We start from the raw sequence: 14,306 nt of genomic DNA on the forward strand, positions 1-14,306 counted from the left end.
ATAGCACGGAACAGCAATCTATAGTCAACGCACAAATACAAGGTTTCGATTGGAGACACCCCTTGAAGATCATCCTTCGCGTTCTGGCGGCATGCGCCATTGCTGCAGTGCCTGGCCTTCCTGCGTACGCCGCAGATACCTATCCGACCAAGCCCATTCGCCTCATCGTGCCCTTCCCTCCGGGCGGGGCGCCGGATACCTTCTCGCGCGAAATCGCCCAACAATTTAGCCGGGACCTGAAGTGGACCATCATCGTCGACAACAAGCCAGGGGCTGGCGGCAACCTCGGCGTGGAAGCTGCGGCCAAGGCATCGCCTGACGGCTACACGCTGGTATTCGGCCAGACCAGCAATCTTGCTATCAATCCGTCGCTGTACAAGAAGCTGCCGTATGACCCGACGAAAGATCTGACGCCTATCGGCTTGATTGCCTCCGCACCGCTCGCGATTGTCACCAACAACAGTTCACCGTACAAGAATCTCACCGACGTGCTTGCCGCCGCAAAAGCCAAGCCAGGCACGGTCACGTTCGGCACGCCGGGCAACGGTACGGTCGCCCACCTCGCCATGGAACTCCTGCAAAAGCAGGCCGGTGTGAAGATGCAGCACATCCCATACAAGGGTGCATCGCAGGCTCTCACCGACGTTCTGAGTGGCCAGGTGGAGATCTATATTGGCTCTGTCCCGACGGTGATGGGTCAAATCAAGATGGGCAAGTTGCGCGGAATCGCCGTGACCTCTGCGAAGCGATCGCCGCAACTGCCCAACACGCCGACCGTAGCGGAGGCGGGCGTAAAGCAATTTGACGCGGACACATGGTTCGGCCTGCTTGCACCCGCCGGCACCCCGGCACCCATCGTCACGAGACTCAACGCTGAATTGAATCGCGTACTCCAGGTCCCCGCCGTGCGCTCCAAGATCGAGGCGGAAGGCGGACAGCTCCTGGGCGGTAGTACCTCGGCGTTTGCCGGCCTATTGCAAAAGGACCTTGCTCGCTGGCGAGTCGTGGTCAGCGACTCGGGCGCGACCATCGATTAACGCATCGGCGCGCGTCCGCGCGCCGGATTCCACTTTCGCAGTTTCACGATCCGTCAGTTGCCTTCCCAACTGCGCGGCTGGCTTCACTCGCACACTTTAGGAGCAACTATGTCGCCCACCCAGCAACTCCCTGATGTCATCCGTAATTTCGAACGCGTTTCGCCCGACATCGTCAAGCAGGCGTCCGAGTTCGCGTCGTCGATCTTTGCCGATGTCGCCGGCCGCCGCGGCGGCCTGCACGGGCGGATCGCACCACTGAGCCAAAAGAACAAGTTCTGCGGTCCGGCTGTCACCGTGGAAGTTCGCCCCGGCGATAACCTCATGATTCACGCCGCGATGGCACTGGCCAAGCCTGGCGACGTCATCATCGTTGACGGCAAAGGCGACCAAAACAGCGCGCTGATGGGCGCCATCATGGTCAATCAGTGCATTGCTCTCGGTGTCGCGGCCGTCGTTCTGGACGCCGCTGCGCGGGATGCCGAAGAGATCATCGAGACGGGCTTCCCCATGTACTCCGTCGGGCTGAATCCCAACGGGCCGACCAAGTTCGTACCCGGCCGCGTCAATCATCCGATTCAATGTGGCGGTGTTACGGTGCGCCCGGGCGACCTCGTCATCGGCGATGCAGACGGCGTGGTCGTCATCGAACGCGAAAAGGCGCCGGCTCTGATCGAGGAGGCTGCAAAGAAGGTAGCGGCGGAGCGTAAGCGCATCGAAGGTATCAAGTCTGGCGAAGCACTGCGACCATCCTGGCTGGATGATGCCCTGCGTGCCGCCGGTGTCCTGAAGACTGGAGAAACGCTGTGAGTACGCCGGACAAGCCCGTAATCGTTGTGACCGCGGCGAACATTGCGCCACAGGCAGTCGCGCTGCTGTCCGACTTCGAACTGGTCTATGCAGGGAAAGCGGCAAGCGAAGAAGAAACCGCAGAACTTTGCCGGCGTTATGCGCCTGTGGCGATCATCGTCCGCACAAGCAAGGTCGGCGCCATGGCGCTCGACGCGGCGCCGACGATTCGCGTTCTGTCAAAGCACGGAAGTGGCATCGACAACATCGACCAGGAAGCTGCGAAGGCTCGTGGCGTCAGGGTCGTGGCCGCGACAGGTGCAAATGCGGCAGCCGTGGCCGAACAAGCGCTGGCGCTGATGCTAGCCTGCGCAAAATCGGTGGTGAGCCTGGATCAGCGCACACGCAGTGGCCATTGGGACAAATCGACGCACCAAAGTCTCGAACTGCAAGGACGCACGCTCGGTCTTATTGGCCTGGGTGCGATCGGCCGGCGCTTCGCGCGGATCGCCTGCGCCATGGATATGAAGGTTATCGGATATGACCCATATGCCGCCGATCTGCCGACGTGCATCGAGCCCGTCAGCCTTGACGCGATCTGGGAAAACTCGGATGTCATATCGTTCCACTGCCCACTGACCGCCGAGAATCGCGGACTGCTCAACGAGGCGAGCCTGGCCAGATGCAAGGACGGCGTTATCGTCGTCAATACCGCACGCGGTGGGCTCATCAAGGAAGACGCCCTTCTGGCGGCCGTTGAAAGCGGTAAAGTGGCCGCAGCAGGCCTGGATTCGTTGCAGCAAGAGCCGCCACCTGCCGATCATCCCTTCTTCAGAAACAGCAAGTTCATCATCAGTCCGCACATCGGCGGCGTAACGAGCGATGCCTTCGTCAACATGGGTGTAGCCGCCGCGACGAACGTGCTGGCCGAACTCGCGAAGCTGCAGTAAGGAGCCGACATGAGTGAAGCACCAAGGCGGTGGCAGCGTAAGCCGGACGGCAGTAATTGGGGCGAATTTGGGTCAAACGATCAGCGTGGGCGCATGAACCTCGTGGATCGCAGCAAGGTGCTCCAAGGCGTCGCAGAAGTACGCGAAGGCATTACGTTCTGCCTTTCGCTGCCCCTCGATTACCCCGGCGGCCAAACCATGAACGTGCGTCGGCAACCGCCTCGGCGCTTCGCCGTCCTTCGGGATGGAAAGAGCGCCGGGCAGCAGGGGTTCTGCTGGTCGTACCGTTCCGAGGACCCCGACCTGACGGACGTGGTCAATGACGACGTCGTGCTCATGAGCCTGCAGTATTCAACGCAGTGGGACAGCCTCGCACACGTGGGCAGTCATTTCGATGCCGACGATGACGGCAGCGACGAAGCTGTCTTCTACAACGGCTTTCGGGCCGGCGAGGACATCAGAGCCGGTGTCGAGACTCAAGCGCCGGAGGCATGGGCAAGATACGAGAACCCGGAAGCAGGCGCGTTGAGTATCGCCGTCCTTGCTGAGCACGGTGCGCAAGGCCGCGGCGTCATGATCGACATCGAGCGCCACATTGGGCGCAAACGACAGGCTGTCGGCTACGACCAGCTCATGCGCATTCTGGAAGCAGATAACGTAACCGTCGAGCCGGGTGATATGGTCTGCCTCCATACCGGGTTCGCCGACACATTGTTATCGATGAACAAGTCGCCCGATCTCAAGGTACTCCACGAATCCGGCGCCGGACTAGATGGCTACGACGCGAAGCTGCTCAATTGGATCACCGACTCGCGCCTGGCATGCCTGCTGGCAGACAACCCCGCCGTGGAGCTGGTTGTGCCGAAACCGCTGACGCCTTCCCCCATTCGCGGGCCACGACTGCCGCTGCATGAACATTGCCTGTTCAAAAATGGCATTCACCTCGGCGAGCTGTGGCATTTGACACCATTGGCAAACTGGCTGCGGGAGAACAATCGCAGCCGCTTCCTGCTGACCGCGCCACCTCTGCGCCTTCCCGGCGCAGTAGGTTCGCCGGCGACTCCAATCGCGACGGTCTAGTACACAACTACAACATTCTGGAGACGAGACAATGTTCAATTCCGTTACCGGCGCCATTGCCGGCCTCACACTGCTGTGCGTCGCCACGTGTGCCAGCGCCGCCTATCCCGATCATCCAATCCGTCTCGTCGTTCCATATCCTGCAGGCGGCGCTGCCGACACGGTCGCCCGCATCTTAGCTGCGCCTCTGGGTACCAAGCTGGGTCAGACCATTGTCGTAGACAACCGCCCCGGTGCAAGCGGTGTGATCGGCGCCGGCGCGGTCGCCAAGGCTGCGCCGGACGGCTACACCCTGCTACTGGATGCTACGGCTCACTCGGTCAACCCTAGTCTGCAACCGAAGCTTCCTTACGATACCGCGAAGGACTTTGCCCCCATCTCCCTGGTGGTACTAGTGCCAAACCTTTTAGTGGTTCCTCCAAACTCTCCGTTCAACTCGCCCAAGGATATCGTGGCGCGCGCGAAGGCTACGCCTGGAAAGCTCACCTATGCGTCCGCGGGCTCCGGCACCGCACAGCATCTGGCAGCAGAGCTGTTCCGTCAACAGTCTGGACTGAATATGCTTCACGTTCCCTACAAAGGGGGGGCACCAGCCTTGAGTGACTTGATGGGTGGCCAGGTGGACATGATGTTCAGCAACATGGCAGCGTCTTACCCACTGGTCTCCGGCAAGAAGTTGAAGGTACTGGCGACCACAGGCGCAAAGCGCTCCCCCACGTTGCCCGATGTACCCACCGTCTCGGAATCCGGACTTCCCGGCTACCAGGTGTATGAGTGGAATGGCTTGTTCGCGCCTGCTGGCACATCTGCGGAAATCATAGAAAAAATCAACAAGGCAACAATCGAAGTCTTGGCACAACCCGCCATCAAGGAACGTCTCGCGGCAATCGGCGCGGAGGCTTCTGGTGATAAGCCACAAGAATTTCGAAAGTTCCTTGATGCGGAGCGCGCAAAATGGGCGACAGTCATTAAACAGGGCGATATTCGCCCGGATTGATGTTGGGTCTGGAGAAACGTACTGCGCTGAGTGTCGATGGCCGCTACGTCGGTCGTTACGGCCATTGGCATCTCCGTGACAAACGGCCGAGAAGGGTCGATCCGGGACGGTCGCACTTGGCGTCCGCGACGGGTGCCCACGCGACACTCTGGGAGCGAGCCTAGGCCAAAGGGGATGCGCTTCGTCATAGGGATGGTACGGGGCAAATCAGCGAATGCGACCCCATCGAGAGCCACCGCCGACTACACATCCCAAAAGCGATACCGGCCGGATTTCATCGATTGATATGGTCTGACCGGCGCCCTCCCCGCCGCACCACGCGGCGGCGAGGACGCCCAGCGACGCGCGCCTGAGCGATGCGAGCGCCCGATTGTTCCGACAATACTGACGCGATCGGGGACTTCTGGCACTGCGGTCGGGACGCAGACTTCCTTCAGCCCACGGGCGCCTTTGGCCTCTAGGTGGTCGGATCGATCGGTCAGTGCGTGCTCGCGTGCCGCACTAAACACGTCGGCGCCGCCGCGCTTTCCGTTGGCGGCCCGCGCACCGGTCCTCTCGCTGGCGGCACTGGCAGCACCGCCAGCGCTCAGAAATATGTCCGGATTTGAAAAGTCGCCGGAAGTTATTGAAAGTCGATTGCAGGGCGCGTCGTTAGCATTGCTTGAAATTGCAAACAAGAACCGATAGAGGCAACATGCTGCGAACAAGCCCTCGGAAGCGCCCGTAGCATTCGCTTCCAAAGTGCGGTCCTGACAACTCCGCGGATGTCTCACGAAAGCCTTATTGCCATGAAACCCAAAAGCATTGGCGAGCAGCATCCCCCCACTGTTTTGATGAGATCCACTTCCGCGTGGAATGGTTTGGCTTTTTCGCATGTCGCGGCCTTGCCCATACCGTTCATGCGCCGTGGCGCCAGCGAAGTTCCGTGGCTGGGGTTGACTGTCGCGGGCAGCAGTAAACTGAAGTGGAGCGTGGGGACGGATGATTTCCAGGCGCTGGTATGCGCCGGTACCGTGACCTACATGGACCACGACTATGAACTGGAGAGATTGAGTTCCAGCGGAGAACTGAAGGGCTTTGTCTTGGAGTTGGATACGCTAGAAATCGAACAATGGACTGGCCGCGACCCGTCCGCCGGCGCGCTATTGTCCCGGCACATGCCACGCCACGTCATCGATGCGGATCCACACATTGATGCACTGATGCGTGGCATGGAGGCGGAGATTCTCAATGGCTGCCCGTCAGGTCGGCTTTACGCAGAATCGATCTCACTCGCGGTTGTCAGCTATCTGTGGGGCCGATTCTCGCGACGTCATTCCACGCGCGAGCTGAACGGCCTGTCGTCCGCCAGCTTGGTCGTGCTCAAGGAGTACATCAGAGCAAATGTCTCCTATGATGTCAGCCTGGCGCAGATGGCGAGCATTGCCGGGCTCAGCCCCAAACACCTGTGCCGGTGTTTCAAGCAAGCGACGGGTAAATCTCCGTACCAGTATTTGTTGCAACTGCGCATGGATGAAGCGAAACGTTTGTTGCGCAACGGTAGCCCGTCCATCACAGAGGTTGCGCTTTCGACCGGTTTTTCCAATCCAAGTCATTTCAGCACCGCTTTCCGCAAGGCCGTAGGCCTCTCGCCCAGCCAGTTCCGGAAACGCCTTTGAGTTATCCAGGCGTATCGTTGCCCCGGCTAACACTCTCCGTCATTTTTTTCCGCGATTATTCTCGGCGGCATCCCTCCCCGCTTGACCGCTGATGCGCTGCGCAGCGGCACCTGCTTTATTGTCTCAGGCAGCGTCACGTCGTGCCCCGATTTTAAAGATCTGAAGACTTTTTTGAAATTCAGTTAGCTAGCGCGCAGCTAGTATTCATTGGCATTTCAAATTAAAGAACAACGGGAGACAAGATGCGTCAGACTGAACTCGCGCGATGGGGCCGCTATCTGGCCACATGTAGCGTCGTGGTATTGGCAGCGTGTGGTGGTGGTGACGACGGTGGCAATAGCGGAGAAGTTGCCGCGCCGCTCGGCAAGCCAGTCGAGTTTGCCGCCAAGGTCAGTGCATGCGGGACGGATGACAAGCCGGAGGCCGCATTGCAGGGTCAAGTGCCCGCAGCGCAACGTCAGGCCGGCTTCACGGGAACGCGCTGCAATATGGAGTTGGTGGGACAAGTTCAGGGTGAGGGCGGCACCTGGTCTGCCGCTACGTTCCGCGACGCCAGGGGCAATACCTGCGCGTACCATGCCACCGGTGGGTCCACCAATCTGCTGACGGGCGAGACTGTGGCCCGGGAACATCCCGGGGTGCCGGTCATCGACATTACCGATCCAGTCAAACCGGTGCGCGTCACGTCCCTCACCACCGCCGCCATGCTCGATCCATGGGAATCGTTGCGCGTCAATAGCCGGCGACAACTGCTAATCGCTGACAACGGCACCAATAGTCGCGGCGGTCCGGAAGTCGATGTCTACGACATGTCCGGGGATTGCCGGTCTCCGCAGTTGCTGGCCTCACTGGCTCTGGAATATGCGACGGGGGATATCGCCGCGCCGAACAAGCCCATCAACGGGCATGAAGGCAACATCTCCCCGGACGGCTTGACCTACTACGTTGGAGACACGACGAACGCGAAGTATCACGCGATCGACATCACCATTCCCACGCGGCCTCGATTGATCGCAACATTCGATATGGGCAAGGATTCTCCGATCGGGAAATCCCCGCACGGGTTATCGGTAAGCCCAGACGGCAATCGTCTATATGCCGTGGCGGTGGCCGCCCCCACTCCAGCGGAGGTGGGCGACGCGAGTATGGTGCCGCAGAACGGGTTTGTGGTACTGGACACCTCCGAAATTCAGGCGCGAAAGCCCAATGCAGCGATGCGCCTGGTGTCGCAGGCGGCGCACCGCGATGGGAGCGTCGCGCAACATACCATCGAGACCAAGATTGGAGGCAAGCCCTACCTCGTGATGGTCGACGAGGGCGGATCGGGTGGAATGTTGGGGGATCCCGCCACAGTCAAGAATGCGTGCAAGGCCGGCCTGGCACTGTTTCCAATGGCGCGGATCTACGACATGACCGACGAGAAGAATCCGGTCCTGGTGTCCAAACTCGGCCTGGAAACACATGATCCGAAGAACTGCGACAGCATTCTCCCAGACATTACGGGCCTGGGCTCCTTCACATACGGCAGCCACTATTGCAGCGTGGACAGCCGGGAAAATGCGACCGCCATGGCCTGCTCCTACTTCAACTCGGGCATCCGCGTGTTCGATATCCGCAATCCGGCGCAGCCCAGGGAAATCGCGTACTTCAATCCGCCGAGTGCCACCAAATACATGCCGGGTTCATTCCATGCCGTGATTGGTGAATGGAAATCGGGGGGGCCTGACTGGTGCACCTCACGCTTGGACTTTGACAAGGCTCGTGGGTTGCTCACGACGATGTGCCAGGACAACGGGTTGCTGGTCATGCGGTTCAAGAACGGCGTCTGGCCATTTCCTGAAACGATGGACTCGACACTGCACAATTAAGACAATGAATAATGTTGTGTCCATATTTGGAAATTTCGAGTATTTTTTTTGCAATTCATTTTACTGCCGTCTCTTTATGATTAATTGGAATTCAAATTAAAAAATGACAGGAGACAACATGCGTCGAAACGAACTCGGGAGGTGGGGCCATTATCTGGCGACCAGCTTTGCGGTGGCATTGACGGCTTGCGGCGGTGATGGCAATGGCGAAACTGGAGAAGTTGCCGCGCCGCTCAGCAAGCCAGTCGAGTTCGCCGCCAAAGTCAGTGCATGCGGAACGGATGACAAGCCGGAAGCGGCGTTGCAGGGACAAGTGCCTGCGGCACAGCGTCAGGCAGGATTCAAGGGAACCCGCTGCAATATGGAGTTGGTGGGACAAGTCCAGGGCGAAGGCGGCAATTGGTCTGCCGCCACGTTCCGCGACGCCAACGGACACACCTGCGCCTACCATGCGACCGGCGTACTCGGCAACATTGTCACGGGCGCGCCGCTAGTCCGGGAGCATCCAGGGGTACCGGTCATCGACATTACCGATCCGGCAAAGCCGGTGCGCGTCACTTCGTTGACCACGGCCGCCATGCTCGACCCGTGGGAATCGCTGCGCGTGAGTAGCCGGCGGCAACTGCTCATCGCCGACAACGGCACCAATAGCGCAGGGGGCCCCGAAATCGATGTGTACGACCTGTCCGGCGATTGCCGCTCTCCGCAACTGCTGGCCTCAATGGCCATGGAGTACAAGACGGGGGATGCCACCACACCGACCAAGCCCATCAACGGGCATGAAGGCAACATTTCCCCGGATGGGCTGACCTACTACGTAGGGGATTCGACAAACCTGAAGTACCACGCAATCGATATCACCATCCCTACCCGGCCTCGATTGATTGCGACGTTTGACATGAGCAAGGACTCCCCGATTGGCAAAACACCGCACGGGTTATCGGTAAGTCCGGACGGCAATCGTCTTTACGCGGCCGCACTGGGCGTGCCAAGTGCGGCGGAGGTGGCGGATGCAAAGACGGTGCCGCAGAACGGCTTTCTGGTGCTGGACACCTCCGAAGTTCAGGAGCGCAAGCCCGATGCGCAAATGCGCCTGGTGTCCCACACCGCGTACCGTGATGGCAGTGCGGCGCAACATACCATCGAGACCAAGATTGGCGACAAGCCTTATCTCGTGATGGTCGACGAGGGCGGGTCCGGCGGATTGAGCGATGCCGCGGGCGTCACGACGGCTTGCAAGGCTCGGCTGGCAACGTTTCCGATGGCGCGGATCTACGACATGACTGACGAGAAAAATCCGATCCTGGTGTCGAAGCTCGGACTGGAAACACATGACCCGAAGAACTGCGACAGCATTCTTCCGGACCTGACCGGCTTGAGTCTCTTCACGTACGGCAGTCACTATTGCAGCGTGGACAGCCGGGAAAGCGCAACCGCCATGGCCTGCTCCTACTTCAACTCCGGCATCCGCGTGTTCGATATCCGCAATCCGGCGCAGCCCAAGGAAATCGCGTACTTCAATCCGCCGAGCGCCACGAAATACATGCCGGCCTCTTTCCATGCGGCCTTCGGTCAATGGAAAGCAGGAGAGCCTGACTGGTGTACGTCGGGCCTGGCCTTCGACAAGGACCGTGGACTGCTCACGACGATGTGCCAGGACAACGGGTTGCTGGTCATGCGGTTCAAGAACGGCGTGTGGCCATTCCCGGAAACGACGAATTCGACGCTGCATAACTGATCCGTGCCGGACGGGGCGCCAGCGCTATCCGCGCCGCCCCGCCACCACGTTCGGTTGCATGCCCTTCACCGCCTCAATTTGCAGCGGGAGCCCCCTTGCGCAAAGCACTCACATGTCGCATGGCGTCCACCGTCATGACGATCCTTTTGTTGACGCCCGCGTCGTCCCCCGCGTTTGAGGCCGATGTGCATTACGGGTTGACGCAGTGGCTTGCGCTTCAGGCGGGTTACTCGGCGCAGCAGGCGGAATCTATCGCACGAGGCAACCAGCAAGCAGATTCTGGCCTCATGGATTCCATGTTGCCCATGCTGGAGTATGCTTGCGTGTCCCGTTCTCCCGCCATGGCCAGGGCCGCGCAGTCTTACCACTTCGCGTCGGCCGTGCCCGTGCCGGCCGCTCCGGAGCGGCGCGAGATCGTTGCCAACAGCGACGCTGCCCGCCGCAAGCTCGATTCCGTGATGCGCGCCGCCAAGAGGATGGCCGATTCGCATCTGCTGAAACTGGGCGAGGCGCTACACCTGCTGCAAGACAGTTGGGCCCATCAAGGCGTGCCGGGTAAGCCCATTCTCCAGACGCCAGCGGTGCAGTGCGACGCAGCACTGGCCTGGGCCACACCTGAGACACGCGGCGGCTGGAGCCGCCACAAGGCCGACGTGGCCAGCCAGTGGCCAGAAGACACCGTGGCGATGGCCGCTGCCACCTATCAACACCTCATCGCCTATCCGCCGCTGGCCGAGGGCGCGCGCGCTGCCAAAGCCTGGCCTGAGGTACGCCGGCAGCTCGACGGCTTCCTGTTGGCTGGCACCAAGGCCGGACAGCGCCGATGGTTTGTCGCCAATGGCGTGAATCAGGTGGCTTTCCTGCAGGGCACATCGCTGCCAGATGGCGCGGGCTTTGTCAGCCAGGGGCCGCTGGCGCTGCCGCGCGCGTTGCCTGTGCTGCGCAGCGACACCACAACCCAGTACACCGTCAAACAGGACGCCAAGGATTTCTTTGACAGCTTCTTTGCACGATGGCTGATGTCGACCCAGCCGGCAAGCGCGCTCGGAAGAGCCGCCCCCCCCGCACAGCGGGATCTCGCCGCGCGGCTCAAGTTGTGGCGTCTGGAAGACCACGGCGCCGCGGCTGTTCTCGCCCATGCGCCGGGCACGCTGACTTCGGCGCAGTTACAGCAGGTAGACAGGCTCGCGCGCAAGCCGGGCGCGTACGTGACCTACGCGAAGCTGGCCGACGCGTTTTCCCCGCTTCTGGAGGACAGCCCGAAGGCCACACCGCTGCTGCCCTACATCATCCATACGCTGCCGCAGTCGGAACAGGGCAAGGAGAGGATGATCGCGATTGTCAAACTGCGGCACGCGCCCTATGACGAACTGGGTGTGATTGCCGAGCATGCCGACGGCCAGTGGCACGCCATTGATCTTGCTTCCATCGTCAGCCACTAGCGAATCATGCCAACGATTTGTGTTCTTGAGTGCTTGCGCTTTTCGAAGCTGGCCGCTGTTCCTGTCCTGAGCCTTGTGTGTGCCATAGGAGACACCACTCAATATCAACCGCTGAGTCCGGTGGGTATCGGCGTGATAATGGCGCGCGAAATCTGTCACACCAACGGCACCGGTCCCACAGCCGCACCCTCTGCAATGCATAGGCCCCTATCGGCATCGGTTGGGTCGCCATGAACCGGCTGCAAGCAGTGTCGAGATTGCCGTGGGCGAAGGCATTGTGTTCTGCGCTGGCCTGTGTCGCACCCAGTGCCGTCCATGCCCATGCGTTTGCAGCGCCGTACACGTTGCCGGTGCCGTTCTGGATGTATGCCTACGGCGCCTCGGCGGCGCTGGTGGTTTCGTTCGTCATTGTCGGCTTCTTTGCGTCGGCCTCGGGCGAACGGAGTACGGCACTCGCGCCCATCCACGCCGTGGATTCGCAGCACAGCGTCAGGCCGGTTCCGCAGACGATGGTGACGACGCTTCGTGCCATCGCGCTGTTGTTGCTGGTGCTGTGTGTCACCAGCGGCCTTGTGGGCACCAGCAACCCTTTCCTAAATATCAACATGACGATGTTCTGGATCGTGTTTGTGCTGGGTCTCACCTACGCCACGGCCCTGGTGGGCGACATCTTTGCGTTTGCCAACCCTTGGCGGACGTTATGCGAAGGCGCGCACCGCGCAGGCTTGTTGTCACGCAGTGGGCGCGTCGCGTACCCACCAATGCTCGCGTCATATCCGGCGCTGCTGTTGTACCTCGTGTTCATCTGGGTGGAGTTGTTCGGGCACACCACGCCGCTGCAGTTGTCGATCTATCTACTTGGCTACACGCTGCTCACGCTGTATTTTTCCAGGCTCTTTGGCATTGACGCCTGGTTTCGGCACGGCGAACTTTTCTCGCTATTTTTTCGTCTGGTGGGATTGATGGCGCCGGTGGAATACCGGACGTGTGCAAGACGCGGCGTGGAATGTCGACTGCGGCTGCCGTTGTCGGGCTTGCTGCAGCGGCAGCCGGTAGACACCAGCCTGGTGCTGTTCGTGCTGTTCATGCTGGCGTCCACCGCGTTCGACGGCGCGCACGAAACCCAGCCGTGGAGCCGATTGTTCTGGCGCGGTGTGTATCCCTGGATAGAGCCTGCGGTGGCAGCAACCAGCGTGCAGCCCTATACGGTGGCGGCGCGCCTGTACTACCGGTGGCAATGGCTGATGTTGGCGCTGTCTCCCTTGCTCTATTTTGGCCTGTACGCCGGCTTCATCGCGTTAAGCAGGCACGTATCGGGCAGCACGCGTAGCACAAGGGAACTGGGCCAACTGTTTGCGCAGTCGCTGCTGCCCATCGCCTTTGTCTACCATCTCACGCACTACTACACCTTGCTGCCCGCGCAGGGCATTCAGTTCATCAAGCTGATTTCCGATCCGCTGGGCTGGGGCTGGAACCTGTTCGGGACGGCACGCATAGCGCCACCGCCCGTTCTTCTAGACGCAAGTGTCATCTGGCACTCCCAAGTTGCGCTCATTCTGACCGGGCACATCGCCAGCGTGTTCATTGCCCACATGGAAGCCCTGCGGGTTTTTCCCGACCAACGCGGCGCGGTGGCCAGCCAGATTCCGATGCTGCTGCTAATGGTCGGGCTCACCGTCGGAGGCTTGTGGATTCTCTCGCTGCCGATGGGATCGGGGTGAGCGGCTTTTTCATTTTTCCATCAACACAGGAGATTAAGATGTCAGTTCCAAAGCGCTCGCTCACGTGGGTCGCATCGGTGGCCGCGTTGCTCATCATGGGGTATTGGCTGGCAAAGCCCATGCCACACGCCGGGGCTGCTGCAACGATTCCACCCTCCATGGCCGTTGCGCCAGCCGTGGATGCGGCCGCATCGGGCAAGACCTTCACTGTGCGCATCGCGGCACCCGGCGCACAGCAGGAGCAGCCGGTTTTTCAGATCACAGAGAATGACGACATCACGATACGAGTGCTATCGGAACAGACGGGCACCGTGATGCTGCACGGCCTCACCGATAGCGTGGTCGTTGCCAGAAACGGCGAGGCATTGGTGCATTTCAAGGCGATCCATACCGGACGCTTTCCCTTGCATTTGCATGGCGAGAGCGGCAGTCATGTCGAACTTGCCGTGATGGAGATCCTGCCGCGTTAGCTAGCCGGTCGCCAGGCGCGCGACCAATTGCAGTTGTCCAATACATATGCGGCAACAGGCCCACTCTGTGGGAAAGGAGGAAAGTCACCATCTTCCGATGGCGATCTTTGGACCGAGATACCGATGGTCGACGGATTGCCGGGGTGGCGCGCTGATGAACTGATTCCATCGTCACTGAGTGCCATCCACGACGGCGGCTTCGCGGTGTTCGCCACTATCCTCCGAGCATGGGCGATCGCTACGCTCACAATGTGCCCGACGAGTATCAGGCCAACCTGAATTTGCCAGACAGCCTTCGGAGCGGATGCCACGTCAGGCAACGCCATCGCCCCCGTACCGAACAGGTTCCTTCCCCGCTCAAGCGGATCGCAGATCAATCTCGCCATCTGAATACCCTGCGTCGTGGGCAGCAGTATGAAGTAGTGCGCCATGTGGTTGGCGACCGCAATGGGCACCAACGTAGACCGAAGTAAGTATGTCACGGTTGCGACAGTAAATCTGTCAACCCTGCGCCAGACCTTGCTGGCCAAGCGTTTGCAGGTTGCGAACTGAATTTGTC

The 14,306-nt window shown here is 60.4% G+C and carries 11 protein-coding genes; all 11 read left to right on the top strand.

From position 1 onward, the window contains the following. Positions 1-71: 71 nt before the first annotated feature. The 11 genes from K6G35_RS18080 to K6G35_RS18130 all read left to right on the top strand — a co-directional run bounded on the left by K6G35_RS18080 (position 72) and on the right by K6G35_RS18130 (position 13,747). Positions 72-1,037 carry a Bug family tripartite tricarboxylate transporter substrate binding protein gene (locus K6G35_RS18080; protein WP_413227152.1) on the top strand — a complete coding sequence of 322 codons (966 nt, stop codon included), beginning with the start codon at positions 72-74 and terminating at the stop codon, positions 1,035-1,037. 108 nt (positions 1,038-1,145) lie between these two features. Beyond that, complete coding sequence (locus K6G35_RS18085; RefSeq protein WP_215242912.1) at positions 1,146-1,844, top strand: RraA family protein; 699 nt, start codon at positions 1,146-1,148, stop codon at positions 1,842-1,844. Next, positions 1,841-2,773: an NAD(P)-dependent oxidoreductase gene (locus K6G35_RS18090; protein WP_215242913.1), complete on the top strand. Its 933-nt coding sequence runs from the start codon at positions 1,841-1,843 to the stop codon at positions 2,771-2,773. The genes K6G35_RS18085 and K6G35_RS18090 overlap by 4 nt, the downstream gene beginning before the upstream one ends. 9 nt (positions 2,774-2,782) lie before the next feature. Continuing rightward, positions 2,783-3,853: a cyclase family protein gene (locus K6G35_RS18095; RefSeq protein ID WP_215242914.1), complete on the top strand. Its 1,071-nt coding sequence runs from the start codon at positions 2,783-2,785 to the stop codon at positions 3,851-3,853. Positions 3,854-3,884: 31 nt separating this feature from the next. Then, positions 3,885-4,850 (top strand): tripartite tricarboxylate transporter substrate binding protein, encoded by a 966-nt coding sequence (locus tag K6G35_RS18100; protein WP_215242915.1) that lies wholly within the window; start codon positions 3,885-3,887, stop codon positions 4,848-4,850. Between the two features lie 788 nt (positions 4,851-5,638). Continuing rightward, entirely contained in the window at positions 5,639-6,508 is an 870-nt protein-coding gene (locus tag K6G35_RS18105) for a helix-turn-helix domain-containing protein (RefSeq protein WP_215242916.1), read from the top strand. A 296-nt stretch (positions 6,509-6,804) separates the two neighbouring features. After that, complete coding sequence (locus K6G35_RS18110; protein WP_495676832.1) at positions 6,805-8,376, top strand: LVIVD repeat-containing protein; 1,572 nt, start codon at positions 6,805-6,807, stop codon at positions 8,374-8,376. Between the two features lie 118 nt (positions 8,377-8,494). Continuing rightward, complete coding sequence (locus K6G35_RS18115) at positions 8,495-10,114, top strand: LVIVD repeat-containing protein (RefSeq protein ID WP_495676833.1); 1,620 nt, start codon at positions 8,495-8,497, stop codon at positions 10,112-10,114. 119 nt (positions 10,115-10,233) lie between these two features. Further along, positions 10,234-11,556, top strand: coding sequence for a DUF6765 family protein (locus tag K6G35_RS18120; RefSeq protein WP_215242919.1), 1,323 nt, complete (start codon positions 10,234-10,236; stop codon positions 11,554-11,556). A 230-nt stretch (positions 11,557-11,786) separates the two neighbouring features. Then, a complete protein-coding gene (locus tag K6G35_RS18125; protein WP_495676834.1) occupies positions 11,787-13,277 on the top strand; it encodes a hypothetical protein in 1,491 nt (496 codons plus the stop codon). Next, positions 13,244-13,747, top strand: a complete 504-nt coding sequence (locus tag K6G35_RS18130) for a hypothetical protein (RefSeq protein WP_495676835.1) — start codon at positions 13,244-13,246, stop codon at positions 13,745-13,747. Before K6G35_RS18125 ends, K6G35_RS18130 begins: the two co-directional genes overlap by 34 nt. Positions 13,748-14,306 lie beyond the last annotated feature (559 nt).

Source organism: Cupriavidus sp. HY129, from assembly GCF_059492215.1.